This is a genomic window from Amycolatopsis sp. NPDC089917, from assembly GCF_040684635.1.
Taxonomy (GTDB): domain Bacteria; phylum Actinomycetota; class Actinomycetes; order Mycobacteriales; family Pseudonocardiaceae; genus Amycolatopsis.
On sequence record NZ_JBFBGL010000002.1, the window covers coordinates 99,440 to 125,119 of the forward strand.

Below are 25,680 nucleotides of genomic sequence, written 5' to 3' on the forward strand. Positions count from 1 at the left end.
GACGGAAAGAGGGCCATGACCGTCACACCGCTCGCGCTCACCCGTCCGGCGTCGGTGACCGACGCGTTCCTGCGGCGGCTCGCCGCCCGGGTGCCGGGCTCGTCCGGCACGACCTGGAAGCTGACCGAGGTCTACACCGGCGACCTGCTCGTCGAGCTGCCCCAATCGACGCCCGCCGACATCGAGCAGGCGTTCGCCACGGCGCGCGCCGCGCAGGAGAAGTGGGCCGCCACGCCGCTCAAGAGGCGGCTGGAGGTGTTCAAACGGGCGCACACCCTCTTCGTCGACAACGCGCCGGCCGTCACCGACCTCATCCAGGTCGAGAGCGGCAAGAACCGCCGGATGGCGATCGAGGAGACCTGCGATCCGGCGATGGTGATGAGCCATTACCTGACGCGGGCCGCGAAGCTGCTGGCGCCGACCAAACGCGGGGGACCGGTCCCGTTCGTGACGACGTCGACCGAGGTCCGGCAGCCCAAAGGCGTTGTCGGGATCATCGCGCCTTGGAATTTCCCTTTCGCCACCGGCATTTCCGACGCCATCCCGGCGCTGATGGCCGGGAACGCGGTCGTGCTGAAGCCCGACAACAAGACCGCGCTCTCCCCGCTGTACGGCGTCGAGCTGCTGGAGCAGGCCGGATTGCCCAAGGGGCTGTTCCAGGTGGTGTGCGGCGAGGGCCCGGACGTCGGGCCCACGCTCATCGACCACGCGAACTACGTGATGTTCACCGGTTCCACCGCCACCGGCCGGGTGATCGGCGAACGGGCGGGCCGCAACCTCATCGGCTGCTGCCTCGAACTCGGCGGCAAGAACCCGATGATCCTGCTCGAAGACGCCGACCTGGCCGAGGCCGTGCAGGGCGCGATCTTCGGCGCTTTCGGCAACACCGGGCAGATCTGCATGCACATCGAGCGGATCTACCTGCCGGAATCCCGCTACGAAGAGTTCAAGACCGCGTACGTGGCCAAGACCAAGGCCCTCGACGTGCGCGCCGCGTACGACTTCGGCCCCGACATGGGCTCGCTCGTCTCCGCCGACCACATGAGCCGCGTCAAGTCACATGTCGAGGACGCCGTCGCGAAGGGCGCCACCGTCCTTTGCGGAGGAAAGCCCCGGCCCGACCTCGGCCCGGCGTTCTTCGAGCCGACGATCCTCGAAGGCGTCACGAAGGACATGCTCTGCGGCGTCACCGAAACCTTCGGACCCGTTGTCGCGCTGCACAAGTACGCCACGGTCGACGAAGCCGTAGCGCTGGCCAACGACACCGAATACGGCCTCAACGCCTCGGTCTGGGGCGGTGACGTCGGCGCCGCGCGCGCGGTGGCCGCGCGGATCGAGTCCGGCAACGTCAACATCAACGACATCCTCGCCACCGCGTACGCCGCCAAGGGGACGCCGTCCGGCGGCGTCAAGAACTCGGGCGTCGGCGCCCGCCACGGGGACCAGGGCCTGCTCAAGTACACCGACGTCAAGAACGTGGCGGTGCTCAAGAAGCAGGTCATGGGCCCCCGCGGCGGCCAGACCTACGAGAAGTACGTCGAGGGGATGCTCTCCGGGCTGAAACTCATGCGGCGGCTCCGCATCCGCTAGACGTCATCGGTGTGCTGCGGCGCGGCCAGCACACAGGCGATGCTGAGCACGCACATGCCGATCAGCAGGCCGATCGCCGGCCAGACGCTGCCGGTCGCCTGGAACAGCAGCGTCGACGCCAGCGGGGAGAGGCCGCCGAAGAGCGCCCCCGCCAGCTGGTAGGACAGCGAGATGCTCGTGTACCGCGCCCGCGGGCGGAACATCTGCGACAGGATGGCGGCGATCGGGCTGTAGGTCGCCGTCATCGCCAGGCGCATCGCGACGAACGCCGCGATGATGAGCACCGCGTTCTTGGTCGAGAGCACCAGGAACTGCGGGGCCGCGAGCACGGCGACGCCGATCAGGCCGATGACGACCACCCGCACCCGGCCGAAGCGATCCCCGAGCCAGGCCGCGCCGAAACTCACGGCCAGTTCCACGAAAGCGGCGATGGTGAGCGCGTTGAGCACGAGCGATTCGGAGACGCCGACGGCCGGATCGGTCGCGTACGCCGTCGCGAAAGTGGTGACGAGGTAGTAGCCGCCGACCGCGACCGGCAGCACGCAGATGCCCAGCAGGATCGGCTTCCAGTTCGTCCGCACCGCGTACAGGATCGGGACGCCGGTGTCCTCGCCGGTCTCCTCGAAGACCGGCGACTCCTCGACCTTCAGCCGCACGATGAGCCCGACCCCGATGAGCAGCACGGACGCGAAGAAGGGGATCCGCCAGCCCACCGTGCCGAGCCATTCGGTGCCACCGGTGCTCAGGAGGCTGAACAGGCCGGTGGCCAGCAACGCGCCCGCCGGATTCCCCGCCTGCGCGAAGGCGCCGTAGAAGGTCTTCTTGTCCGGCGGCGCGTGCTCGACCGCCATCAGCACGGCGCCGCCCCATTCGCCGCCGACGGCGAGCCCTTGGACGAACCTGAGCACCACGAGCAGGATGGGCGCCCACGTGCCGATCTGGACGTATCCGGGCAGGCAGCCGACCAGGAAGGTCGCCGCCCCCATCATGGTCAGGGTCACCACGAGCGCGGTCTTGCGGCCGACCCGGTCGCCGATGTGCCCGAACACGATGCCGCCGAGCGGCCGGGCGAAGAACCCGACCGCGTAGGTGGCGAAGGCCGCCGCGACCCCGGTCAGCCGGTCGCCCGTCGCGGGGAAGAACACGGTGCCGAAGACCAGGCTCGCGGCCGTGGCGTAGATGTAGAAGTCGTACCACTCGATGGTGGTGCCGACGAAGGCCGCGAGACCGGCCCGGCGGGCACGACGGAGTGACCGGGTGTCGGTTCGGACGGTCATCGGGCCACCTCGCCGTCGATCCAGGTTTCCAGCACCTCGATGCCCGCGATCCGGGCGGGGTCGCAGGTGAGGGGATTCTCGCCGAGGAGCACGAAATCGGCGCGTTTGCCGGGGGTGATCGAGCCGAGGTCGCGTTCCCGCCCGAGCACCCGGGCGCCGGCGATGGTGTGCGCGGCGACCGCCGACCGGACGTCGATCAGCAGCTCGTCGCCACCGAGCCGGTGACCGCGCCGGGTCGTCCTGGTGACCGCGGTCTGGATGGCTTCGAGCGGGTTCGGCTCCGCGACCGGGGCGTCCGAGCTGAGCGTGACCGGCACGCCCGCCGCCTGGAACTCGCCGAGCGGGTTGAACCGCTCGCCAGGAGTGCCGACGGCGTCGGTGACGCCCTCACCCCAGTTGAAGTAGTGCTGGGGCTGGTTGACCGGATGGACGCCGAGCGCGGCCATCCGGTCGATCTGCTCCGGGGACGGCAGCCCGCAGTGCTCGATGCGGTGACGGGCGTCGGGCCGGGGAGTGCGCCGCTGCGCGTCCTCGATGGCGTCGAGCACCATGGAGATCGCGTCGGGGGACTGGGCGTGCGTCGCGGTCTGGAGACCGGCCTCGTGCGCCTTGTCGATCAGCGCGGAGTAGTCCTTGGGGTCGTGGTAGAGCTGACCCGTCCGGCACGGGTCGCCGACGTAGCCGTCCGGGAAGTACGCGGTCCAGCCGCCGAGCGTGCCGTCGGCGTAGAACTTGATGCCCGCGAACGCCAGGCGGGCGGTGCCGAAAGCGCCGTGCAGTCCCATTTCCAGGGCCTGGTCGAGCAGATGCGACAGCAGGTACATGTGGACGCGGGTCTTGAGCCGTCCGGCTTCGTCCAGCCGCAGGTACATGTCGAACTCGCGGCGCGTCACCTGCGCGTCGCCGATCGCGGTGACGCCGGCGGCGAGGAACTTGTCCTGCGCGGCGGCCAGTTGCCGCGCGTGCTCCTCCGGCTCGTCCTCCAGGTGGAAGTTCGGCCCGTGCCGCCCGACCTTGACGCCGGTGACCCCGGTGAGGATGTTGCACGCCGCGTCCGAGAGCTCCCCGGTGAGTTCGCCGTGCTCGTCCCGGAAGAACACGCCGCCGTCGGGGTCCGGGGTGTCACGGGTGACTCCGTTGCGCCGCAACGTGAAGCTGTTGACCACGCCGCCGTGTCCGCTGGCGTTCATGAGGTAGACCTCGCGGTCGACGGCGACCGCGTCGAGCTCTTCGGAGCGGGGATGGCGTTTCTCGGCGAGGTTGCGGTGCTCGTAGCCGTACCCTCGGACGGGCCTGCCCGACGGCGTGTTCTCGGCCGCTTCGGCCAGCAGCGCGACGATCTCGGGGATGGTCGAAGCCCGCTCGGGCCCGCAGTCCACCCAGGTCATCATCTGCCCGTACATCAAGGGATGCGCGTGCGGATCGATGAAACCGGGCAGGAGCGTGCCCGGCAGCCGCCGCACCTCCGGGTCCGGACGGCCGAGGCCGGCGGCGCGGGCGCGGCACTCGTCCACCGAGCCGACGGCGGCGATCTCCTCGCCGAAGACGAGGACCGCGGCGGCGCCTTCGGTGGCGTCGTCGACGGTCACCAGCTCTTCGGGAAGCAGGATCGTCGCCGTCGCGTCGAGGACGGAACGATCGAGGGGCAACAAGCGCATCGCGCGGACTCCTGGGATTCGGTGGTGAAGTGGGGCGAAAGTAAGCGACAAAAACGATGAACGCAATCAGATCGCTCGTGTACGGACGGTGTACACGATCGATCTGCGCATTGTCGGTCGCATAACGCTTTATCTCTGCTGCCAGGAGGGGGCTATCGCCGGTGATATGGTGCGGCTCGCCGTCGGAAACTCAGCAGAGGAGAACCGCCGTGGACGACGCGCTGGTCGCGGCTTTGCGGTCGGACGGCCGGATGAGCGTGGCCGATCTGGCCAAGCGGGTCGGCGCGTCACGTTCGGCCGTCTCGGCCCGGCTGGAGCAGCTGAAGGTCGACGGTTCGCTCAACGTGGTCGCCGCCGTCCACCCCGAGTTCCTCGGCCTCACCGCGTACGCGCATCTCGCGATCCGCACCTCGGGCCGGTCCCAGGCGACGACGGACGCCATCGCCGCGCTGCCCGCCGCCGCGTTCGTTTCCGCGGTGAGCGGGGAATACCAGACCGTCGCCGAGCTGCGCCTGCCCGATTCCCCGGAGCTCTATCGCACGGTGGCGGCCATCCGCGGCCTGCCGGAGGTGGAGCGGGTCAACACGCTCGTCTACGTGGACGTGGTCAAGGGCCTGTTCATGCCCGGCCGTCCGCTGCCGCCCTGGTTGCGGGTGGACGACCGCGACCTCGCCATCATGCTGCGGTTGCAGGCCGACGGGCGGGAGAGTTTCGCGTGCACCGCCGAGCACGTCGGGCTTTCGCCGTCGGCGACCCGCACCCGCGTGCGGTACCTCGTGGAGCACGACGTCATCCGGATCGCGCCGGTGCTCAGCCGCGCCCGCCCGGACGCCGGCCTGGTCTGCGGGATCGGCCTGAACGTGCGCGGCGCCGGGGACGCGGTGACCGCGGCGCTCGCCGCGCGCGACGACACCGAGTTCCTCGCCAGGACCATCGGCCGGTTCGACGTCGTCGCCACCATCGCCGCGCAGTCCGCCCGCGACCTCGACCGGACGCTCGAAGAGATCAGCGGCAGGGCGGACGTCGTGACCGCGGAGACGTGGGTCCACCTCCGCATCGCCAAGGAGCGCTACGAGTGGCCCTTGCCGACCGCGGAGGAACTCGCGCGACGCTAACCGTTGTCCAGCAAGGCCTTCCGGATCTCGGTCTTGAGCACCTTCCCGATCTTCGAGCGCGGGAGATCCGGCCAGATCAGGACCTCCTTGGGGGCCTTGATGCTGCCCAGCCGTTCCTTGACCGCGGCACGGAGTTCGTCGGCGGGAGCTTCCCTGCCCGAGTGGAGCTGGACCACTGCGGTGATCTGCTCGCCCCATTTCTCGTGCGGCAGCCCGATCACCGCGCAGTCCCGCACGGCGTCGTGGGTCATGAGCGCCTGCTCGACCTCGGCCGAATAGACGTTGAAGCCACCGGTGATGATCATGTCCTTGGCGCGGTCGACGATGTAGAGGTAATGCTCCTCGTCGAGGTAGCCGATGTCGCCCGTGCGATGCCAGCCGTGCGTGCTCGCTTCCGCCGTCGCGCCGGGATTCCGGTAGTAGCCGGGCATCACCAGCGAACCGCGGACGACGATCTCGCCGCGCTCGCCGGGCGGGAGCAGCTCGCCCGAGTCCGACATGATCGCGACCTGGGTGAGCGGGGTGGGCCTGCCTGCCGACGTGAACCGTTCGAGGGCGAGCGATCCGTCGGGACGGACGTGCTCGGCGGGGGAGAGGGTGGAGATCATCATCGGCGCTTCGCTCTGCCCGAACAGCTGCCCGAAGACGGGGCCGACCCGGGTGATCGCTTCGGCGAGCCTGGTGGCCGACATCGGTGCGGCGCCGTACCAAAGGCATTGCAGTGAACCGAGTTCGGTGCCGTCCAGCGCCGGGTTGTCGAGCAGGAGATAGATCAGCGTCGGTGGCAGGAAGGTGTGCGTGATCCGGCGGCGTGCCACCTGGGCGAGGAACTCGCCGAGATCGGGGGAGGGCATGACCACGATCTCCCCGCCGAGCGTCATGACCGGGAAGCAGAGCACGCCCGCCGCGTGGGTCAGCGGCGCGAGCGCCAGGTAGCGAGGTCTGCCGGTGAACGGGTAGCTCATCAGCGTGAGCGCGGACATCGTCTCGACGTTGGCGCCGGTGAGCATCACCGCCTTGGGACGGCCGGTGGTGCCCCCGGTGCCGACGAGCATGACCAGGTCGTCCGGTGGCGTCTCCTCCCATGGCTCGGCGCTGACACCGTCGATCCAGTCGGAGAACGGGACGGCGCCGGGCATCGAGCCGTCGAGACAGACCACTGTGGACAGTTTCGGCAAGCCGGGCAGCATCCGGGAGACGAGCGGTGCGAACGACTCCTGCACCAGCAGGCAGGTGCAGTCGAACAGGTCGAGCAGCTCCCTGTTCTCGGCCGCCTCGTTGCGCGGGTTGACCGGGCACCACACGGCGCCGGCCCGGCTGATGCCGAAAACGCAGCCGAACGACAGGGGATCGTTCGCGGACAGGATCGCCACCTTGTCGCCCGGCCCGACACCGGACCGGGCCAGCGCCCGTGCGACCCGCCACGACAGTTCCCGTACGTCGCCGTAGCCGAGGGACACGTCGCCCATGGTGAGGCAGGGCGCCGCCGGATCGAGGGAGGCGCCCTTGTCGAGGTAGTCGGTCAGTCGCACGCGCTCGGCCTTCCGGTCACATGCCCATGCCGCCGTCGACCGGGAGCCCGGCCCCGGTGATGAACCGTGCCGCGTCGGAGGCCAGGAACACGACGGCGTCGGCCATGTCCGCGACCTCGCCGAGCCGTCCGGCTGGGGTCTGTCCGACGACCGCGCCGATGGCGTCCTCGACGCTGGGGAACAACCCGACGTCGACGACGTCCTGAGCGAGCTGATTGCCCATCTGGGTGGGGACGAGCCCGGGGTAGACGCAGTTGACGCGGACGCCGTAGCCGAGCTTCCCGGCCTCCATCGCGGCCACCCTGGTGAGCCGGTCGACCGCCGACTTCGTCGCCGAATAGCCCGCGATCCCGGGGAAGGCGATGGTCGCGGCGACCGAGGCGATGTTCACGACGGCGCCGCCGGCGCCCGCGGGACCGCCGGGCCGCATCGCGCGGAAGGCGTGCTTCACGCCGAGGGCGGTGCCCAGCACGTTGACCTCGAGCATCTTGCGCACGTCGGCGGGGTCCAGTTCGGCGACGAGCCCGGTGATCTCGACACCGGCGTTGTTTACCACGATGTCCAGCCCGCCGAGTTCGCCGATGACCGCGGTGACCGCCTGTTCCCAGCTCTGTTCGTCGGTGACGTCCAGCCGGACGAAGCCCGCGGTGGCGCCTTTCTGCTTGAGCTGGTCGGCGGTGGCGCGCCCGAGGTCCTCCTGGACGTCGCCGATGACCACCGAGGCGCCCGCCAGGGCGAGCGCTTCGGCCATTCCGGCTCCCAGGCCCTGCGCTCCACCCGTGACCAGGGCTTTCCGGCCCGAAAGGTCGTACGAACCCATGGACTTCTCCTCCTTGAGACGGTCCGCGGTTGCGGCGTGGGTCACATCCTGAGCTTATTTTGGACGATCGTCAAGATTTTCTTGGACAGTCGTCAAGATTTCCGCGACGCTAGACTGTGGAGCCCCGCGACTGGCGCGGACTCCCGGACCGACAGGAACTCGTGGTGACCGAGACGACCGAGCGGATCGCACGCCGGAGCGTGGACAAGTTCGCCCAGCGCCGGGCGGAACTGGCGGAGTCCACGCTGCAGGCGTTGTCCGAACTGGGGTACGCCAGGACGAGCCTGCGGGAGATCGCGCAGAAGTCGAACTTCTCGCACGGGGTGCTGCACTACTACTTCACCGACAAGGTGGAACTGCTGACCTACTCGGTCCGCAGATTCGAAGAAGTGTGCGTGACCCGGTACGACGAAGCCGTCGCCGCGGCACGATCGGCGGAGGAGCTCGAACAGGGTTTCGGCGCCGCGATGGCGGGAACGCTGCGGTCCGACGCCGTGATGCACCGGCTGTGGTACGACCTGCGGAACCAGAGCCTGTTCGAAGAGGCGTTCCGCGCCGACGTGCTGGAGATCGACGCGCAGCGGCAGGCGATGATCTGGCGTGTCGTCGAGCGCTATGCCGAACTCGCCGGCGCGTCCCTCGTCGTGACGGAACCGGTGGCATATGCCGCTTTCGACGGCTTGTTCCAGCAGGCGCTGCTGCATCATCTCGCCGGTGAGGAGAGCGCGGGGGAGACGCTCGCGGCGGACGCCGGGTCGCTGCTCCGACGGTTGGTGAGCGGCGGCTGACGTCGTGCCGTGATCGTGGAAGCCTTGTAACACCTGAGAAGTCGCGACGACTCCTGTGCGTAGCCGTCAGCCGACGAAGGGGCCTACCGGGCGATGTCACGGACGAACAGGCGCAGAGGCAGACCGGCGCCTCCGCCCCAGTGGTATGCCTCGCCGCTGTTCGTGGCGATCGTCAGCGTCGTCGGTCTGGCCGCGAGCGTGACTTCCGTTCTCATCGCGACAGCGGCTTTCGATCAGGGCGCGGCCGCGGTCGCCGCGAAGCTGCGGATCGTTTCGTACGAGGCGACTTCTCTCGACAAGATCCCGATGAAGATGTCGGAAGGCGAAGAGGATCCGGCGCTCGATACCTCGATCAGCGCCGCCGCGGTGGAGGTCACCGTGGAGAACCCGCACGATCGGCCGGCGTTGATCACCCGGGTCGATGTCGAGATTCGCGCCGTCTACGCGGTGCGCGCCTGCGGCGGCGGTGGTCCGCTCAGCGCCGCCGCGAAGTTCGACATCCTGATCCCGGCCGACCGGAACGTGGCCGGCCAGGTTTTCGGGCAGGACAAGATGGTCGAGGTCGAGGGCAAACGCAAGGACCGCTTCGCCGTTTCCGTGGGACCGGAGCGGCTGGCCGGGAGTGACCTCGTCCAGATCTACCACGTCGATCTCCTGCTCCGGCTCCAGTCCGGGGAAACGGTGCGCGCCGACGACATCATGCTCGTCCCGCCGGGCTCCGCCGCAGATGACGACCGCGTCGTCGCCACGTTGGGGACCACGCACACCGGCTTCAACGGATCACCCGAGTGCTTGCGCGGTGCGCGTGACATGGTCGACGCCGCTGTGGCTACGAAGGCGGCGAAGCAGTCTCCGCGGCTTGCGGCGTTGTATGCCAAGTTGCATGCCGTGGGGTACTGAGGCGCGTGTTCGAGGCCCTGTGCCTTCCGAAGTGGCCTGTAACGGCCGTCGACTTGGATCGGCGACGCGACGAGCATGTGCTGCGCTGGTGGAGAAACATCGCCGCGGGGTAAGTGCAGTGGGCCACCGGGTTCGATTCGGTGGCCCACTGTGCCAAGGCATTCGGTCAATCGGTGGCGTTGATCGCCGCGCCGTCGTAGAGGACCGTGCCGGCGCTGTCGTAGACGCGGACCTTGAGCCGAGTCATCTCCCTGCGAGCGTCCACCAGCACTCGTTCGAACTCGGCGCGGCTTTCCTCGGATCCGGCCTCGTGGAGGCTCAGCCTTCCGTTCGCGTCGCGCAGGCTCACCATGTCGACGGCTATTTCCGCGGCGTAGGTGCCGTTGACGATGTCTGCTTCGCCCACGGTGCCGTCGGTACCGACCAGCTCCAGCCGGGCGGCTTCGGGATCGAGCGCTCCCAGTAGCCAAGCGGTATCGCCAGACCGAGTACGGGCGCTGGGTGAAGTCCCTGTTGTGCCCTCCGAGGCTCAGGTTCAGCCAGGTACCCAAGCCGCTCTCGAGATTGCAGATTCCGTCGGCACCGCTGTCGTTGCAGGCGAGAAGCGCTCCGCGTTCGGCGGTGGCCCCGACCCCTGGCGCCCGGATGCCATCCCTGGGCGGGCGGCAGATTCTTTGTGTAGCCTCGGGCGGTCTTTTCCTCCAGGGTCGTGATGAGAGCGGATTCGAGCTGTTCGGCGGGTGACGTCACTGCGTGCTGTTCTCCTTCTTCGTACGGGCCCGTGGTTGCACTCTTGCTCCTGGCCGAGGCGGGCGCATCGGGGAAATTCCCTGAGTTCCGATGATCGGCATCGCAGGTTTTCCGGGCTGGGAGTAAGCGCTTACTTGGCTCTTGTTGTTCATGTCGGTCGCGAGCGATTCTGTCTCCATCACCCTTCAGTGGGAAATGCGCGGTTTTCTTGGTGACGTAAAATTACGAACACGTGTTCGACTGATGTGGCGTATTATGGAGGGGTGTCCGAGACTTTCCTCCTCGAACTCCCGCAGGAGTTGTGGCGTGTCGGCAAGCTGGAGCTTGCCCATGGCGTGCGACAGTTCCTGCGGGTGATGCGGATCGCGTCCGCCGGACTGGGGCAGTACTTGGCGGAGGTGGAGTCTCGGGGCGCGAAAGACTTGTTCGGGTATGGGTCGACGGCGGCGTGGTTTGCCGATGTGGCGGGATTGTCGCGGGGTGAGGCGGGCCCGATGGTGAGTCGGGCGATCGCGGTGAACCCGGCTCGTGAGTTGGACGGCACCGAGGTTCCGGCTGTGGCGCCTGCGACGGCGGTGGTGGCTGCGGAGGGGGTGATCGGTGAGCATCGGATCGATCAGATCCTGAAGAGGCTTCCGGCCGACACCTCCGCTGAGGATCGGGAGAGTGCGGAGAAGATCCTGGCCGACCTGGCCCGCGACGCCGGCCCCCGGCAGTTGGCGAAGGCCGAGGAGGACATCCTCGGCTGGCTCGACCCTGACGGGAACGAGCCGAAGGATCCGGAGCCTGCTGAACCGCGCCGGGAAGTCACGCTGGAGCGCCGTAAGGATGGGTTCTGGAAGCTGACCGGTTTGCTGGATGATGAGCTGGGTGCGCGGACGGCGGCCGCGTTGGAGGCGTATGCGAAGCCGCGTCCGGTGGACGAGTTCGGGCAAGCCGACCTGCGCATGAAATGCGAACGCCAAGGTGACGCGTGGGCCGAACTCCTTGACCTGGCGATCGCGTGCCCGGATCAGCCGGGCACCAGTGGGTACCGGACGTTGGTGCATGTCACCATCGGGCTGGAGGAACTCAAGACCGGGATCGGGAAGGCGTGTCTGGGCTTCGTCGGGACGATGACGGTTCGCGAGGCGCGGATGGCCGCGTGCGACTGCTTGATGCTGCCGGTGGTGATGAACGCCGCCGGGGAACCCCTCGACGTGGGACGGCTACGGCGCTTCGTCACACCCGGTCAACGAAGAGCGCTGAACATCCGGGACCGGGGCTGCGCGTTCCCGGGATGTCATCGAAGACCCAGGAACTGCCACGCCCACCACATCGAGCACTGGGCAGACGGCGGACCCACCGACCTCCGGAACCTGGTCCTGCTCTGCGGCTTCCATCACCGCCTCATCCACCACGGCGACTGGCAAGTCCGGATCGCCGCCGACGGGTTACCCGAGTTCATCCCACCCCAATACTTGGACCCGTTACGAAGAACCCGGCGCAACACCCACGCATGATCCGAGGAGCCCGCCGGCCACACCGGCGACGGGCCCCTCGGCATGCCCAAGGGGTGCAGAGGTCCTCGTAAGTCGTTGTGCACGCGCATCCGAAAGCACTAGGTGGATCGGCGCTTTGGCTTAGTCGCATCGACAACGTGGGTAGGAAACGCAAAGTTACTGGAATTCATCCGTTCGAGAGGTGAGTGTGGAGGGGCGCCGAAGGGCGGGCGCCTTATGGGGTAACGGAAATAGTGCAGACAGCCGATCCAGAACTACCTGGTACTAACCGAATGGAACCGGGGTCGCGCTCGGCCGTCCGAGACGAGGTCTCGGACGTGTTTTCTTGCAAGGCAACGATGATCTTGTCGGAGCCGCCAAGTTCCTATTGAGGGCTGACGCTCGTTAGAGTGCTCGTCAGCACCTTCGCCGATGGGAAGCTCGGCCGCAAACGAGATCCGAGCTTGCTACAGGAGGGAGGTGATCCCTGGTGGCAAGACGCTTTCACTTCACTGTGAAAGTGACTGGCCCGGTCACCGTCAAGGTGACCGGGACCGCCATCCTGGCTCTCGTGCTAGGTGCAGCAGTGCTGTACCTGGTCCTGCGCGGAGCCTGAGGAGATGCGGGGAAGCCGTGCGGCTGGCCAGAGCCTGCGGCTTTCCCGCGTTGGGACGTGTCCAGAGAACCAGTCGGCAACTACCGGTTCGATTAGGAGCTTAACGCCAGGTCGGCAGGCGACCGCAAGAGCGCGGAGCGATTCCCTGGTCTCTTCACTCTATTTGAGCAGTGTTGTGCAACGCAGCCTCCGAAACGCCAAGCCCGCTCCTGACCGAACCCGCCGCACCCGACCGCCCGCCCCGTGGCGCGCCAGCATGCCCTGAGCGGCAAGGAGTTCGTCGTCGACGGCATGTACCGCGCCTCCGGAGTCCGTCGATCGCGGCCAGCGCGTCGGGTCCGTGGAGGGCGTGCCAGTTCACCAAGGGCTCGTGTTCCATCGTGACGACGGCATCGGGAGGCAGCACCTGGTATAGCCCCGGCCAGCTCGTCACGATCGGGTTGTTGCCGGGGAGCCGACGCCGTGCAGGGCCAACGGCCGGCCGAGCGCGCGGAGCCGCCGGTGGGCCGCGACGATCGCCGTGCCGTTGCCGACCGGGACTCACAGGGACGCCGGAGCGGCACCCAACGGGCAACGATCGCGCGGGCGGACTCCCGGCAGCAGCTCGTCGGCCTCGCGCTGCAGGTCGTCGCACATGCCGATGTTCTTGGGCGGGCGGGCAACCCCGCGCTGTCGCGCCGACTCCGCGGGTGCTGGAGGCGTTCACCAAGTCGGTGCGGGAACTGAGCAACCCCTGACCGCCGGACCTCACCCTCCCGACGGAACGACCTCGGCGATCTTCGGCGGCGCGCCACCCGGCGTCCAGAGCAACCGGACGCGGTCGGTCACGACGTTCTGGGCCGGTAGTTCCGTGTAGCCGCCCGTCATCCTGCCGATCGTGCGCCAGCCGCCCGCCGCGTCCGCGATCTGGACGTCGGCGCCCGCGCCGGCTTCCGTCGTCAGCACGACCACCTTGGCCAGTGGCTTCGGCGCGGTGGCCGTGACGACGAGCGCGTCGCCGGGCAGCGGCGCCGATCCCGCCGTGTACACCGAATCGGCGTTGTTGTCGGCGGCCGCGGGAAGGTTCGACCCCGCCGGTGTTCCGGTGACGGTGTACCGGGGGCTGTCCGGTGTGGACAGGGTGAATTCCCGGACCACGATCCAGTAGGCCTGGGTGGCTGTCACGCGCATGCGGACGAACCGCGCCGAGGCGCCTTCCGGGAGGTCCGCCGAGATCACCGGTTCCGTGAAGGTCTTCACCGCCGTCCACCGCTCGCCGTCGGCGGAGTATTCGAGGACACCGTTGTGGATGAAGTCGTTCGGGCTGGTCGATTTCCCCATGGTGACGTCCACATGGGACACGCGTTGCGCGGAACCGAGGTCGACGCCGATGGCGTCGCCCACGCGCGGTGCCCAGTCGCTCCAGTAGTAGGTCTCGGGGTCGCCGTCGACCATCCTGGCGGGGACGTTGTCGGTGTAGGTGCCCATCGAAGTCGTCGGCTGCGGCCGGAGCCCGGGCAGGCCGAACCAGCGATCGGCTGTCGCCAGAGCGGTGTTGAGGAACGGCACGCAGACGTCCGTGCAGGTGCTCGGATTGCGCGGCCCCCGCGCGGTCTGGACGCGGATCGCCTGCGCCTGGTTGAGCGCGGTGACGAGTTCCCCGCGCTCGGCCCACGCCTTCGCTCCGTCGCCGTCGAGCTGCGCCAGCAGCATCTTCACCGCGTGCCTGCCCGCCTGACCGTAGAGACCGACCTGGTCGAGCCACGGCCCGACCTCGGCGAGGAACTTCGGGTTCGCGGCCATCCCGCGTCGCAGATCCTCGGGATCGGCGGCCATCGCGGAGAGGTAGCCGTCCAGCTTCGCCGCCGCTTCCCAGGGATCCTTCTTCTCGAGCGCGTCCCAGAACGCGGCGAGCAGCGGGCGCAGCACCGGCGAGTCCAGATCCGGCTTCCCGGTTTCGAGACGGACGAGCAGGCTCGAATAGTTGTTCTCCGCGAACACCTTCAACGCCGGTGCGGCGGGGCCGCCCAGATCGGCGATCGCGGCGAGCCAGGATTTGTCGGGGTCGTACTTGTCCGGGTTCCACAGGAAGTCGCCCGAGGTGAATTCGGCGATCTTGGAGGCCTCGGCCTGCACCATCGGGTTCGCGGTGATCCCGGACAGGAACTTCGCGACCCCGGGTTCGCGGCCGATGTACGGGCCGAGCAGCAGCCGCTCGGTGATGTAGTCGTTGACCGGGTAGTTGTCCCAGATCAGGATGTCGTGCCCGAAGACCTCTTTCGCCTGCCGGGCCTGCTTTTCGGTGATCTCCCCTGCGATCACCCCGACGCCGGTCCACTCGACGATCACCGCCTTGTCGAGCTGGGTGCGCAGCGCGGTCTTGTACGGGGAGTCGGCGAGGTCGTAGTACTCGGTCGGGACCATTTGCAGCCGATCGGCGCCGGGATGCGTGGCGATGAAGTCCCGCTGCACCCGGTTGAGCAGGAACGACTGCGCCGTCCCGGCGGCGGCGCCACCGGTGCCGAACTTCGCGGCGTCGGCGTCGCAGTTCCAGCGGGTGTAGGAGATGTCGTCGAGCGGGATCGCGAACGACCGCACCCCGATGTCCCACAGCGACTGGAACTTCGTGATCAGCGCGGCCGCGTCGGCGTCCGAGGAGTAACACACCGAGAGACCCGGGGAGAGGGCGTAGGTGAACTCGACGTGGTTCGCGGCGGCGCGGGTCACCAGTTGCGTGAGCAGCGCGAGCTGGTCGGGCGGGTACTGGTCACGCCAGCGGGCGCGCAGGTACGGGTCGTCCTTGGGGGAGTAGACGTACATGTTCTGCTTGGTGCGGCCGTAGAAGTCCAGCTGCGCCAGTCGATCGGTGTGCGACCACGGCGCGCCGTAGAAGCCCTCGATCACCCCGCGCATCGGCGCCGCCGGCCAGTCACGCATGCCGAACGCACGGCTCTTGCCGGAAGCGAAGAGCTGACGGAACGATTGCGCGGCGTAGAACGTCCCCGAAGTGTCCGCACCGGACAGTGCGATCACGCCGCGGTCGGCGGCGAGGACGTAGCCGCCGGGGGACAGGCCTTCGGGACCTTCGACGCGGAGCGCGGCGAGGGCGAGCGCGGTCGCCCTGCTTTCCGTGGGGCCGCCGACGAACACGACGAGCCCGCCGTTGTCCCGCTCCCGGTCGACGGCGGCTTGGTCGTTGTCGGTGATCTTCACGAGGGTGCTCGCGCCCGCCGAACGGAGGACCTGCTCCACGACGGCGAGTGCGGACGGATCGGTACCCGCCCCGACGACCTCGACGACGGTGCGCGGGATGGTCACCTGCCCCGATCGCGGTGTCAGCTGCTGGGGCGTCGGCCAGACCTGCGCGAGTGGCGGGGGCGCGGGCGCCGCGCTCGCCGGCGCGGGGACGGCCACCACGACCGCGGTCACGAGCAGCGTCACCGGAATGAGGCGGAGAACCCATCGGAAGGACATCGGCTGGCCCCCAAATCGTCGATCAACGACGTTCTGTGAGCAAGGAAACACCCAATGCGATGACACGGGCTAGGTCGGTCTGGGTGATTTTCCGACAGCGAGCACTAGGCCTTTTCGGTCAACGCGGCCGCGGTCAGGGTCGGCGCCTCGGCGTTTCGCACCCATGAGGACGCCGGACCCGACAGAATGACCCCGTGCGAATCCTCTGTGGCGCTGTCGCTCTCGTCCTGCTCGCCGTCACCGGCTGCCAGTCCGGGGTTTCCGGGCAACCCGAGCCCGAGGGCGACAGTTTCGCCGTCAAGGACGGGTCCCGGCTGAGGTTCCGGCCGGTCCTGGCCGAGCTCCCGCCCGGCCCGGCGACGGGCGCGGCGGCGAACCGGCAGAGCACGGATCCCGCCGAACAGCAGGCCGCCGCCGCGGCGCTCGACTGCTCGCCGGGACCGGATCCGCTGGACGGCCGCGACGATCCGGCGCTCCCGCTGGTCGGCTGCGACAGCGTCCAGGGCGCGAAATACCTGCTCGGCCCGGTCTTCCTCACCGGAGCCGACCTCGGCAAGGCCAACGCCCGGCTCGATCAGTCGGGCAGTTCGATGGTGGGCCTCAGCTTCACCGACGCGGGTTCGCGGAAGTGGGCCGAGTGGACCGCGGCGAACGTCGGCAAGCAGGTCGCGATGGTGCTGAAGAGCCGGGTGCTGACCGCGCCGATGATCCAGAGCGCGATCACCGGCGGGGAAACCCAGATCACCGGCAAGTTCACCCTGCCCGAAGCGCGGCAACTGGCGCGCGACATCGCCGGCGTCTGAGGCTCTGTCAGGCCGCTCGCGGGTCCACGTGTACTACTCAGAGTGAGGGGTGTGTGGAAATAGGGACGTTGAATGTCCCTATTTCCACACAGCCCTCGCCGGCCGGTTCAGTCGTCGACGATGGGACCTCCGCGGCCGGCCGGTGCGGAATAGGAGCGCCAGGACCGACGTTTGAGCGTTCAACTACTTCAGGGGAGTTGGACATGGGTTACGAGATCCTGGGCACCCGGCAAGAGCCGACCTTCGGCCTGGACACCTTCGGCGACGTCGAGAACGGCCCGGACGGCCAGCCGGTCAGCCAGGCCGAGGCCATCCGTCAGGTCGTGGCCGAGGGCGTGCTCGCCGACCAGGTGGGCATCGACTACTTCGGTGTCGGCGAACACCACCGCGCGGAGATGGCGGTGTCGTCGCCGGACGTCGTCCTGGCCGCGGTCGCGGGCCAGACCGAGCGGCTCCGGCTGGGCACGGCGGTCACGGTGCTCAGCTCGGACGACCCGGTGCGCGTCTACGAGCGGTTCGCCACGCTGGACGCCGTGTCCCGCGGACGCGCCGAGGTCACCCTCGGGCGGGGCTCTTTCACCGAGTCGTTCCCGCTGTTCGGCTACTCGCTGGACGACTACGAAGCGCTCTTCGCCGAGAAGCTCGACCTGTTCACGCACCTGCAGGAAGAGAAGCCGGTCGACTGGTCCGGGACCGTCCGTCCCGCGCTGGAGGGCGCGCAGGCCTTCCCGGTCACCGAGTCCGGCAGCCTTCCCGCGTGGGTCGGCGTCGGCGGCACCCCGCAGTCGGTGGTCCGCGCGGCCGCGTACCGGCTGCCGCTGGTGATGGCCGTGATCGGCGGATCGCCGGAGCGCTTCGCCCCGCTGGCCGACCTGTACCGGCGCGCGCTGAAGGAGGCGGGACACCAGGACCTGCCGATCTCCATGCACAGCCCCGGTCACATCGCCGAGACCGACGAACTCGCGACGGCCCAGCACTTCCCGCACCACCAGGCCGCCTTCGCCAAGATCGGCGCCGAACGGGGCTGGGGTCCGATGTCCCGGGCCGACTACGACGCCATGGCCGGGCCGCGCGGCGCGCTGTTCGTCGGGTCTCCCGAGACCGTCGCGCAGAAGATCGCGTGGGCGGTGCGGACCCTCGGGCTGTCGCGTTTCCAGCTCAAGTACAGCGTCGGCGCCCTGCCGCACGAGCAGCGCCTGAACTCGATCCGGCTGTACGGCGAGCAGGTCGTGCCGCGCGTGAAGGAGCTCTTGAAGGACTAGCCTCGAAGCCGTGGTGTTCGACTCCGAGCGATTCGACCTTCAGCCGTACACCGGTTTCGACATGTCCCGCTATGTCCGGCGGACCTACTGCAGCTGGGAGGATTCCGGCTGGGAATCCCTGCTCGTCCAGCGGTTCGATCACGTTCCCGCCGCCGAGGACATGCGGCTGCCCGCCGTCGCGGATCTGCATCTCGTCCTGCCGCTGTCGGGCAAGGCGGTGATGGAGACCCGCGGCGAGGGCGGGTGGGAGCGGCACCGGTGGGAGCCGGGACGGCTCGAACTCGCCGTTCCCGGCAGGCCGGTGCTGCGCCGGTACCGCGGGGACGAGTCGATGCGCAGCCTCCAGGTGCACCTCCCGGGCACCACGGTGACGTCGATCGCGGACAGGCTGGGCGGCCGGGCGGTGGACCACGAGGCGATGGCGGCTTCCGTGGCCGGGGGAGACCCGCTGCTCGGCGAGCTGGTCCGGGCGGTCGGCGACGCGCGGGAGGACGACGATCTCTACGCCGAATCCGCGGCCGCCTTCCTCACCGTGCACCTGCTCACCCGGCACGGGCGGAAGCCGTCCCCGCCGGACGCGGGGCGGGAGGACAAACGGGTCCGCGCGGCCGTCACGATGATGCGCGAACGGCTGGCCGAACCGCTCAGCCTGGCCGAGATCGCCGGGGAAGCGCACCTGAGCGTCTACCACTTCATCCGGGTCTTCAAGGAGAAGACCGGCGAGACACCGCACCGTTTCCTCGCCGGGCTCAGGATCGAGGAGGCGCGGAGACTGCTGCGCGGCACCGACCTCCCGATCGCCCGGATCGCGGGCAGATGCGGCTTCGCCACTCCCGGCGCGTTGTCGGCCGCTTTCCTGCGGCACACCGGATCGCGTCCGTCGGAGTACCGCAATCCCTGATCACCTCGCCGCAATCTCACGCATGGTGACCGGGGCCGCCTGTTCCTACGGTGATCGTGTGAGTGGTTCTGGAACGCAGTCGTACGACGTCACCGCCGAATCGACGGCGCCGCCCGCCGCGGTGTGGGCGCTGCTGGTGGACGCCCGCAGCTGGCCGGTCTGGTCGGGTGTCGGCTCCCTGGAAGTCGCTGCTTCACAAGGACTTTCCGCCGACGGACGCGACGGTGTCGGCGCCGTCCGCGCCTTCCGTACCGGCAGGACGGTCACCAAGGAGCGGATCACCGCCCTCGACCCCGAACGCCGCTTCTCGTACGAGGGAGTGGACGTCCCGGTGATGGTGGACTATCAGGCCGCTGTCGAGCTGCGCGAGACGCCCGCCGGGGGGACCCGGATCCGTTGGCACGGAACGTATCGCGTGGGCCGGGGCAAGGCGTTGTTCTTCCGGTGGTACCTCCGCCGCTTCATGCGCGCCATGGCGACCGGGCTCGCCGAACACGCCGGCGGCCCGGTCCGGAGGCCATGACGGGACTCAGTGCCGCGCGGCCGCCTCCCGGTGGAAGCCCGCGATCATCGCTTCGGTGCTCGGCGGGTTGAAGGGCTGCCCGAGCGTGCGCATGAGCGAGTTCACGCTGGGGCGGTACATCCCGGTCTTGCAGTAGCGGGATCCCTCGAAGGCGCCGACCGTGCCGCCGTCCGGGGAGGGCTTGCCGAGCCAGCTGTACCACTTGGCGCGGCGGTCCTTCATCTGCTGGGCCGTGAGCGCGGACGCGTTGGGCTCGCGCGGTTCCCGGGTTTCGCACGTGCCGTAGTCGTACTCGTCGGCCAGTCCGCCGATGGAGTGCCCGAGTTCGTGGGCGACGATCTGGCTGGCCTGGATGTTGCCGCCCGACGAGGTCGCCACGCCGCCGCCCGCTCCGCCGTACTTGGTGGTGTTCGCCAGCATGATGACCTGATCGACGTCGGGCGCGGCCGCAGCGTACTGGTTCGCCTTGGTTTCGTTGACGCACAACAGCCGCTCGATGCCGCCGCACCAGAAATACGAGCCCAGCGCGGTGTTGCGCCGCACCCCTTGGGTCGGGTCGTTGGTGACGCCGGACTGGGCGGAGACGACGTCCACCTGCCAGATGTTGAACTGCTTGCGGTAGCTCTTGTACGGCTCGATGGCGAACAGCGCCGCGATGCTGGAGCGGACGTGCTGCGAGTACGTGCCCAGCTGCGAGGAGGTGTAGCCGTCGCCGACGAAGACCAGGTCGAACGTGGTCTCGCTGGGGCCGTTGGTTTCGATCGGGGTCACCGTGGCGGCGTTCGCGATCAGCTGCGGCGCGGCGGTCCGGTCCGAGGCGGGCCGGGAGACGTCCACCCGGGTGATGGTTCCCCCGGGTTCGAAGGCCTCCATCGACGTCGTGAACCGGGGAGCCGCCGACGCTGTCGCGGGCGTGAACCCGGCGACGAGGACGGCGGTCAGCGCGACCATGAGACAGGCACGTCGCATGCGTACTCCTTGCGGGGAAGGGGAGACAGGGAGGGCAGGAGCGGAGTAAGAAAAACGATCCCGACTTTCGACGGCTTCCGGCACATCCCAAACGGCCATAAGGTCCGCGTGATGGACGTCGAGTTACGTCACCTGCGAGTGGTGTGCGCCGTGGCCGACGCGGGCAGCATCACGCGCGCGGCGATCGGCATCGGGAGCTCCCAGCCCGCGCTGACCGCCGCCGTGCAACGGATCGAGCGCGCGTTCGGCGGAACCTTGTTCGTGCGCGGCCGGGACGGCGTCTTCCCGACGGCGTTCGGGGAATGCGTGCTCGTCCGCGCCCGGGCCGTCCTCGCCGCGGCGGACACGATGCACCGGGACGCGGCACGCTGGCTGGCGGACGGGAAGGAACGTCCTGTCGCGCTGGGCGGGATCGGCGGTTCGATGGTCGTCGAGCTGGCCGACCGGCTCGGTGATTCCGGCCGGGGGCAAGCGGTGTCGGTGACCACCGAGTTCTCGCCGCTGCGGCTGCTGGATCTCGTGGCGGGCGGGCAACTCGACGCGGCCGTCGTCGCCGACTATCCCGGACACCTCCTGCCTGCGGCCCCCGGTGTGGCGTCGCGGCCGCTGGCCACGCAACCGGTGTTCGTGGCGATCGCCGCGGATCATCCGGCCGCCCGCCGGGCCGAGATCGAGCTGGCCGATCTCGCCGGGGAACGGTGGGTGCTCGGACCGTCGGACGGCGCCGGCTGGCCGGAGTGCTTCGAGGAAGCCTGCGCGCGGGCGGGATTCCGGCCGCAGGTCGCGCACCGGAGCACCGAACTCCGTCCGCTGCAACGCCTGATCGCCGCGGGCCGGGCACTTTCCCCTTGCCAGGTCACCTTTCCCGCGTCGCCCGGAATCGCGATCCGGCCTCTCGCGGGGGATCCGTTGTGGATGCGCTACCTGATCGCCTGGAGCACCGAAGGAGCCTTCGGCGCGAACAGCGACGTCCTGATCGCCGCTGCCGAGGCGGCCTACCGGTCCGACACCGACAGCAGCCAGACCTACCGCCGCTGGCTCGCACGCCGCGAGGAACCCGCCCGGCGTGCCATCGGGTGACACCTGGTCAGGGAATTCCCCTTGTCGGGCGGTGGTCTTAGCCTCGGAACCTCACCGACGAAGGGTAAGAAATTGCGTCTGCGCGCCCTGCTGGCCGCTGCTGTCCTGACCATCACCACCGCTCCGGCCGCGCTCGCCGCGCCGGACGTCGCCCACGGCACGGATGTCCCACCAGGGCAATTCGGGTTCGTCGCGAAGATCGCGATGACGAAGATCCCGCGCCCCGACGGTTCGACCTACGGCAGTTTCTGCACGGGCGCGCTGATCGCACCCGGCTGGGTCATCACCACCGGGCACTGCTTCCACGACGCGAACCGCAAGCGGGTCTCGGGCAAGATCCCGTATCCGACGACGGTGACTTTGGGGCTGGTCGACGAGGCGACCGAGTCGGGCGTGGCCCGCAAGGCGACCGAAGTGCTGCAGGCGAAGGAAAACGACGTCGCCCTCATCAGACTGGACACCCCGGTGACCACGGTGACCCCGCTGACGGTGAACCGGGCCGTCCCGCAGATCGGCCTGCACCTGACGCTGGCGGGCTGGGGCAGCCTGACCTCGACGAATCCCGCTCCGGCGACCCGAATGCAGCAAGGCACGGTGCAGGTGGCGACGGTCGCCCCGACCACGCTGGGTGTCCGCGGCGCCGCGCCGTCGATCACGACGAGCGCCTGCACGTACGACTCGGGCGCGCCGTACTTCGTCCCGGCTGGCAAGAGCGGCGCCTTGGTCTCGCTGGAGGCCACCGGGCCGGACTGCCCGCACGCGGGGGTCGAGACGACCTCCCGCGCGGACGCGATCGCGGACTGGATCGCCACCCAGACGGGTTAGTGCCGGAGTTTCGGCCGGTCAGGGAGCGGGTAGTGCGTGGGCAGGAGGTACTGCGATGACGAGCACTCGAATGACCGCGCCTCCGGCGCCGCCGGATCCCATGCCGCCGGATCCCGGGGTCCCCGATCCCGGGATCCCCGAGCCGGTGCCGGACCCGGGCAGGCCCGAACCGGTTCCGGACCCCGGGGTGCCCGAACGGCTCCCCGATCCGGGACCGGACCGCCCGCTGCCGGAGCCCGAAAGCCCGCCGGAGTCCCAGCCGGGGAGGGCCGGGCTCAGAGGGTGAACGCGAGCCAGAGCGCGAACCAGGCGCAGGCCGCGATCGCGACGACGACCGCGAAAACCCGCAGGCCGGCGGTGGCGATCCGGAGCGACGCCGTTCCGTTGTGCTGTCGGTGATTCCCCATGATGCCGCCCTCCTTTCAAGATCACCTTCCGCTCTTCGCGCGTTCGGCGCAGCGGGGATGGTCTGTCAGGGTGACCCCATCCGGGTGAGGACCTCCCGCGTTTCGTCCTCTGGATGCGGTCGTTCGTATCGCGGACGACCGCATCCAGAGGACGAAACGCGTGGTCAGAGCCAGCCGTTGTGGGCGGCGAAGACCCCCAGCTGGAAGCGGCTGGAGACGCCGGCGCGGTCCATCAGGGTTTCGAGATAGCGGAACAGGGTGCGCCTGCTGACGCCGAGTTCGGCGGCGATCTCGTCGTCCTTGCGCCCGGCGGCCAGCAGGATCAGCAGTTCCCGCTCGATCGGCCGGATCGGCTGCTCGGCCGTCCGGCCCTGCTGGTCGAGCGGCAGCGCCGCCGCCCAGGAGGTTTCGAACAGTCCCTCCAGGGCGGAGAAGAGGCTGCACGGGCGCACGATCACGATGGACTGGTTGCGGTCGGCCTCCCGGATGGTCAGCGCGATGGTGGCCGCCCGGTCGTCGAACAGCGTCAGTTTCACCGGGAGTTCGGGCAGCAGCCGTGCCTGCTCGCCGGCGCGCAGGCACGGCAGGATGTTCGCGGCCAGATAGCCGGGATCACCCAGCGACGCTCCACTGTAGACACAGCGGTAGGTGACCCCGCGCCGCAACTGCTCCTCCTCCAGGAGGTTGCGGCGGCCGCCGGTGAAGTAGGGCGGCGAATCGAGACGGCGGACCTGATGCCGCACCAGGTTCGCGAGGTGCTGGAGCCGGGGAAGGATCGCGTCGCCGGTGACCACTTCGAGCAGGTCCTGCGCATGCGGCATCCCCGAATGCGCCCGCCGGAACGCGCGGTACGCGGTCTGGACCGCGAGCCGCGCGTCGTGCAGTTCCGCCTGCCGTCGCGTGGCCAGCGCGGCGAGTGCTTCACCGGGGTTCGCGGGGAGGAATCCGTCTCCGTCCACTCCGGACGACACCGCCAGCCCCGCGTCCGCCAGTTCCTTCAGTGCCAGGTGGACGGTCTCCGCGTCGTCCTCCCGCCAGGCCAGGTCCCCGGCGGTCACGGGCGCGCTTTCGAGCATCCGGCGGTAGATCCGGGCGGCGGCCTCCCCGAGGCCCAGCCTGAGCAGTTGCGTGCCGAGCTCATCGGGGAGGCTCACCGGTGTCACGGCCTAGACCCCCGACGTGTCGCGGATCCAGGTGCGGTTCGCCGAGATGGCGGTATGCGTCGAGCTGTCCACCTTGTTGCCTGCGATGTGCACGCCGACCTGCTTGCCGCCGACGAAGACCGGTCCGCCCGAGTCGCCGCCGTTGGTCAGGCCGGTGCCCCGGCGCGCCTTGATCAGTCCACTCCCGACACTGGTCACCTTCATCTGGGCGACCTTCAAATACCGCTGAAGATCGCCGTCTTCGTTGTAGCCCCAGCCATAAACGTATTCGGTGTCACCGGTGGCGACCGAAGTGCCGAGGGACGCGTAGGTCGTGCTGACCGAGCGGTCGAGCCGCAGCAACGCGATGTCCGCACCGCCCGAAGGCGTGTGGATGTTCGCCACGGCGGCGTAGGTTCCGGCCTGGTGGTCGACGTTTCCGACCCGGACCGAGTACTTGGCGCCGGGCTCGTCGATGCAGTGCCGGGCGGTGAGCACCCAGCGGGCGCTGATGATCGACCCGGAGCACCACTGCTCGCCGTTCTGCTCGATCATCGCGGCCCACGGACCGGACTGGGCGTAGTCGCCGTCGATGATGGGGGCCGCGCCGGCGGCGGGCGCGACCGTCATGAGCCCGGCCGCGCAGAGCAGTGCGGTGAGAAGACCTCGGATACGCATGGGTGGTGCCTTCCAATGCAGGGAAAAACAGAAAAGAAAGGGAAATCGACGGCGCGTCGTTTCCGGCCGCAACGGGATCGCCAGGGGTCGCCTGGCCGGATCCGGCGCCGGTTTTCCCATGCTAGGGAAGCGGATACAGCCGTTGATAGCGACTAAAGACGGGAGAAGGCCGCACGGGGCCACAGCGCACCCGGGCCATCGGCACGGGAGTGCCGATGGCACAGCTGTGTCAAGGAGGGGTCAGCGAGTCGTGTCGAGTTCCGCGGGAATGGTTCCCTCCGCGACTTCCGCGGCGAGGTCGCGCAGTTTCCGGGACTTGCTGCGCGCGTGGCCGCGCAGGTGGACGAAGGCTTCGTCGAGGGGGATCTGCAGACGTTCCGAGAGCACGCCCTTGGCCTGTTCGATCACGACCCGGCTGCGCAGGGCGGTCGTGAGCTGGCCGATGACGGTGTCCTTGCCGAACAGGACGCGTCGCTGCCGCAGGAAGATCGCGGCGGTCGAGGCGAGGGTCTGCGCCAGGCGCACGTCGTCGTGCGCCGGAACCGGGGACGTGGTGGTCATCAGGCTCAGGACACCGTACGAGCGATCGCGAGTCCGCAGCGGCACCGTGGCGACGCAGACGACGCCGGCACGCAGGGCGCGCGGGGTGAAACGGGGCCAGCGCAGGGCCGCGGGTCCTTTCGCGTCCAGTGCGACCGGCCAGAGCACGGCGCGGGTGCGGACTCCGTCGACGGAAGGGCCGTCGTTCAGATCGAGCTGGTCCTGCTCGAGCCGGCGGCTGGTCTCGTCGGACGCGGCGAGGTAGTCCACCTGCCCGGATTCGCCGGTGACGGTGACACTCGCCGAATCCGCGGGCAGCAGCGTGACCACGTGTGCGGTGAGGTCGTTGAGCAGTTCCAGGGGATTCGCGTCGTAGTGGCGGTCGGCCAGGTCCCGTACCGCTTCGGCGATCAGCAGTTCTCGTTCGGTGGTAGGCATCGAGTCCACGCAGTCGGTGGTTCCGGACCACGACGGGCGGGGGGCCGGGCGTCGCCGTGAATGAAAGTTCGCCGCACGAGGTACTTCGTGCTCGCGGACAGGCGATTCGACTCTAGCGCGGTTCCGGGTGGC

General features: G+C 69.1%; 23 protein-coding genes. 12 read left to right on the top strand and 11 right to left on the bottom strand.

From position 1 onward, the window contains the following. Positions 1 to 15: 15 nt before the first annotated feature. On the top strand, positions 16 to 1,590 hold the full coding sequence (locus AB0N89_RS02640; protein ID WP_364199427.1) for a succinic semialdehyde dehydrogenase: 1,575 nt from the start codon (positions 16 to 18) through the stop codon (positions 1,588 to 1,590). Here the strand turns inward: AB0N89_RS02640 and AB0N89_RS02645 are convergent. Together AB0N89_RS02645 and AB0N89_RS02650 are read right to left on the bottom strand one after the other, a co-directional pair. After that, positions 1,587 to 2,867: an MFS transporter gene (locus AB0N89_RS02645; RefSeq protein ID WP_364199429.1), complete on the bottom strand. Its 1,281-nt coding sequence runs from the start codon at positions 2,865 to 2,867 to the stop codon at positions 1,587 to 1,589. The genes AB0N89_RS02640 and AB0N89_RS02645 overlap by 4 nt on opposite strands. Continuing rightward, positions 2,864 to 4,525: an amidohydrolase gene (locus AB0N89_RS02650; RefSeq protein ID WP_364199430.1), complete on the bottom strand. Its 1,662-nt coding sequence runs from the start codon at positions 4,523 to 4,525 to the stop codon at positions 2,864 to 2,866. Before AB0N89_RS02650 ends, AB0N89_RS02645 begins: the two co-directional genes overlap by 4 nt. A 209-nt stretch (positions 4,526 to 4,734) precedes the next feature. On the opposite strand from AB0N89_RS02650, the gene AB0N89_RS02655 reads away from it, so the two are divergent. Continuing rightward, positions 4,735 to 5,640 carry an Lrp/AsnC family transcriptional regulator gene (locus AB0N89_RS02655; RefSeq protein ID WP_364199432.1) on the top strand — a complete coding sequence of 302 codons (906 nt, stop codon included), beginning with the start codon at positions 4,735 to 4,737 and terminating at the stop codon, positions 5,638 to 5,640. On the opposite strand, the gene AB0N89_RS02660 is transcribed toward AB0N89_RS02655, so the two are convergent. Together AB0N89_RS02660 and AB0N89_RS02665 are read right to left on the bottom strand one after the other, a co-directional pair. Beyond that, positions 5,637 to 7,172: an AMP-binding protein gene (locus tag AB0N89_RS02660; protein WP_364199434.1), complete on the bottom strand. Its 1,536-nt coding sequence runs from the start codon at positions 7,170 to 7,172 to the stop codon at positions 5,637 to 5,639. The genes AB0N89_RS02655 and AB0N89_RS02660 overlap by 4 nt on opposite strands. Before the next feature lie 16 nt (positions 7,173 to 7,188). Next, positions 7,189 to 8,037: an SDR family NAD(P)-dependent oxidoreductase gene (locus tag AB0N89_RS02665; RefSeq protein WP_364199436.1), complete on the bottom strand. Its 849-nt coding sequence runs from the start codon at positions 8,035 to 8,037 to the stop codon at positions 7,189 to 7,191. Positions 8,038 to 8,156: 119 nt separating this feature from the next. Here AB0N89_RS02665 and AB0N89_RS02670 point away from each other — a divergent pair, with 119 nt between their 5' ends. Beyond that, on the top strand, positions 8,157 to 8,780 hold the full coding sequence (locus tag AB0N89_RS02670; protein WP_364199438.1) for a TetR/AcrR family transcriptional regulator: 624 nt from the start codon (positions 8,157 to 8,159) through the stop codon (positions 8,778 to 8,780). A gap of 162 nt (positions 8,781 to 8,942) precedes the next feature. Then, positions 8,943 to 9,680, top strand: coding sequence for a hypothetical protein (locus tag AB0N89_RS02675; RefSeq protein WP_364199440.1), 738 nt, complete (start codon positions 8,943 to 8,945; stop codon positions 9,678 to 9,680). Between the two features lie 166 nt (positions 9,681 to 9,846). Here AB0N89_RS02675 and AB0N89_RS02680 read toward each other — a convergent pair whose 3' ends face one another. Continuing rightward, entirely contained in the window at positions 9,847 to 10,086 is a 240-nt protein-coding gene (locus AB0N89_RS02680; protein ID WP_364199442.1) for a hypothetical protein, read from the bottom strand. 607 nt (positions 10,087 to 10,693) lie between these two features. On the opposite strand from AB0N89_RS02680, the gene AB0N89_RS02685 reads away from it, so the two are divergent. Continuing rightward, a complete protein-coding gene (locus AB0N89_RS02685; RefSeq protein ID WP_364199444.1) occupies positions 10,694 to 11,932 on the top strand; it encodes a DUF222 domain-containing protein in 1,239 nt (412 codons plus the stop codon). Between the two features lie 1,342 nt (positions 11,933 to 13,274). Here the strand turns inward: AB0N89_RS02685 and AB0N89_RS02690 are convergent. Beyond that, on the bottom strand, positions 13,275 to 15,947 hold the full coding sequence (locus AB0N89_RS02690; protein WP_364199446.1) for a beta-N-acetylglucosaminidase domain-containing protein: 2,673 nt from the start codon (positions 15,945 to 15,947) through the stop codon (positions 13,275 to 13,277). Positions 15,948 to 16,174: 227 nt separating this feature from the next. On the opposite strand from AB0N89_RS02690, the gene AB0N89_RS02695 reads away from it, so the two are divergent. The 4 genes from AB0N89_RS02695 to AB0N89_RS02710 all read left to right on the top strand — a co-directional run bounded on the left by AB0N89_RS02695 (position 16,175) and on the right by AB0N89_RS02710 (position 19,469). After that, a complete protein-coding gene (locus AB0N89_RS02695; protein ID WP_364199448.1) occupies positions 16,175 to 16,783 on the top strand; it encodes a precorrin-3B C(17)-methyltransferase in 609 nt (202 codons plus the stop codon). Between the two features lie 203 nt (positions 16,784 to 16,986). Beyond that, complete coding sequence (locus AB0N89_RS02700) at positions 16,987 to 18,045, top strand: LLM class flavin-dependent oxidoreductase (protein WP_364199450.1); 1,059 nt, start codon at positions 16,987 to 16,989, stop codon at positions 18,043 to 18,045. Between the two features lie 10 nt (positions 18,046 to 18,055). Beyond that, positions 18,056 to 18,946 carry an AraC family transcriptional regulator gene (locus AB0N89_RS02705; protein WP_364199452.1) on the top strand — a complete coding sequence of 297 codons (891 nt, stop codon included), beginning with the start codon at positions 18,056 to 18,058 and terminating at the stop codon, positions 18,944 to 18,946. A 22-nt stretch (positions 18,947 to 18,968) separates the two neighbouring features. Continuing rightward, positions 18,969 to 19,469 (top strand): SRPBCC family protein, encoded by a 501-nt coding sequence (locus tag AB0N89_RS02710; RefSeq protein WP_364199454.1) that lies wholly within the window; start codon positions 18,969 to 18,971, stop codon positions 19,467 to 19,469. Positions 19,470 to 19,475: 6 nt separating this feature from the next. On the opposite strand, the gene AB0N89_RS02715 is transcribed toward AB0N89_RS02710, so the two are convergent. Then, on the bottom strand, positions 19,476 to 20,438 hold the full coding sequence (locus tag AB0N89_RS02715) for a M64 family metallopeptidase (RefSeq protein ID WP_364199456.1): 963 nt from the start codon (positions 20,436 to 20,438) through the stop codon (positions 19,476 to 19,478). Between the two features lie 111 nt (positions 20,439 to 20,549). On the opposite strand from AB0N89_RS02715, the gene AB0N89_RS02720 reads away from it, so the two are divergent. The 3 genes from AB0N89_RS02720 (at position 20,550) to AB0N89_RS02730 (ending at position 22,629) form a co-directional block, all read left to right on the top strand. Continuing rightward, positions 20,550 to 21,518 (top strand): LysR family transcriptional regulator, encoded by a 969-nt coding sequence (locus tag AB0N89_RS02720; protein WP_364199458.1) that lies wholly within the window; start codon positions 20,550 to 20,552, stop codon positions 21,516 to 21,518. 72 nt (positions 21,519 to 21,590) lie between these two features. Continuing rightward, complete coding sequence (locus tag AB0N89_RS02725) at positions 21,591 to 22,343, top strand: trypsin-like serine protease (protein WP_364199460.1); 753 nt, start codon at positions 21,591 to 21,593, stop codon at positions 22,341 to 22,343. Between the two features lie 55 nt (positions 22,344 to 22,398). Continuing rightward, positions 22,399 to 22,629: a hypothetical protein gene (locus tag AB0N89_RS02730; RefSeq protein ID WP_364199462.1), complete on the top strand. Its 231-nt coding sequence runs from the start codon at positions 22,399 to 22,401 to the stop codon at positions 22,627 to 22,629. Here the strand turns inward: AB0N89_RS02730 and AB0N89_RS02735 are convergent. The 4 genes from AB0N89_RS02735 to AB0N89_RS02750 form a co-directional block, all read right to left on the bottom strand. Beyond that, positions 22,619 to 22,750 carry a hypothetical protein gene (locus tag AB0N89_RS02735; RefSeq protein ID WP_364199464.1) on the bottom strand — a complete coding sequence of 44 codons (132 nt, stop codon included), beginning with the start codon at positions 22,748 to 22,750 and terminating at the stop codon, positions 22,619 to 22,621. The two genes, AB0N89_RS02730 and AB0N89_RS02735, sit on opposite strands and share 11 nt — an antisense overlap. A 164-nt stretch (positions 22,751 to 22,914) precedes the next feature. Further along, entirely contained in the window at positions 22,915 to 23,913 is a 999-nt protein-coding gene (locus AB0N89_RS02740; RefSeq protein WP_364199466.1) for a helix-turn-helix domain-containing protein, read from the bottom strand. A 3-nt stretch (positions 23,914 to 23,916) separates the two neighbouring features. Then, positions 23,917 to 24,570 (bottom strand): trypsin-like serine protease, encoded by a 654-nt coding sequence (locus AB0N89_RS02745; RefSeq protein ID WP_364199468.1) that lies wholly within the window; start codon positions 24,568 to 24,570, stop codon positions 23,917 to 23,919. 240 nt (positions 24,571 to 24,810) lie between these two features. Beyond that, positions 24,811 to 25,548, bottom strand: a complete 738-nt coding sequence (locus AB0N89_RS02750) for a GAF and ANTAR domain-containing protein (protein ID WP_364199470.1) — start codon at positions 25,546 to 25,548, stop codon at positions 24,811 to 24,813. Positions 25,549 to 25,680 lie beyond the last annotated feature (132 nt).

Excerpts from the sequence above, each read along its gene's own strand:
- AB0N89_RS02750 (WP_364199470.1), bottom strand. The coding sequence starts at position 25,548 with ATGCCTACCACCGAACGAGAACTGCTGATCGCCGAAGCGGTACGGGAC.
- AB0N89_RS02730 (WP_364199462.1), top strand. The coding sequence starts at position 22,399 with ATGACGAGCACTCGAATGACCGCGCCTCCGGCGCCGCCGGATCCCATG.
- AB0N89_RS02720 (WP_364199458.1), top strand. The coding sequence starts at position 20,550 with ATGGACGTCGAGTTACGTCACCTGCGAGTGGTGTGCGCCGTGGCCGAC.
- AB0N89_RS02645 (WP_364199429.1), bottom strand. The coding sequence starts at position 2,867 with ATGACCGTCCGAACCGACACCCGGTCACTCCGTCGTGCCCGCCGGGCC.
- AB0N89_RS02710 (WP_364199454.1), top strand. The coding sequence starts at position 18,969 with ATGGTGACCGGGGCCGCCTGTTCCTACGGTGATCGTGTGAGTGGTTCT.
- AB0N89_RS02640 (WP_364199427.1), top strand. The coding sequence starts at position 16 with ATGACCGTCACACCGCTCGCGCTCACCCGTCCGGCGTCGGTGACCGAC.
- AB0N89_RS02735 (WP_364199464.1), bottom strand. The coding sequence starts at position 22,750 with ATGGGGAATCACCGACAGCACAACGGAACGGCGTCGCTCCGGATCGCC.
- AB0N89_RS02745 (WP_364199468.1), bottom strand. The coding sequence starts at position 24,570 with ATGCGTATCCGAGGTCTTCTCACCGCACTGCTCTGCGCGGCCGGGCTC.
- AB0N89_RS02650 (WP_364199430.1), bottom strand. The coding sequence starts at position 4,525 with ATGCGCTTGTTGCCCCTCGATCGTTCCGTCCTCGACGCGACGGCGACG.
- AB0N89_RS02715 (WP_364199456.1), bottom strand. The coding sequence starts at position 20,438 with ATGCGACGTGCCTGTCTCATGGTCGCGCTGACCGCCGTCCTCGTCGCC.
- AB0N89_RS02700 (WP_364199450.1), top strand. The coding sequence starts at position 16,987 with ATGGGTTACGAGATCCTGGGCACCCGGCAAGAGCCGACCTTCGGCCTG.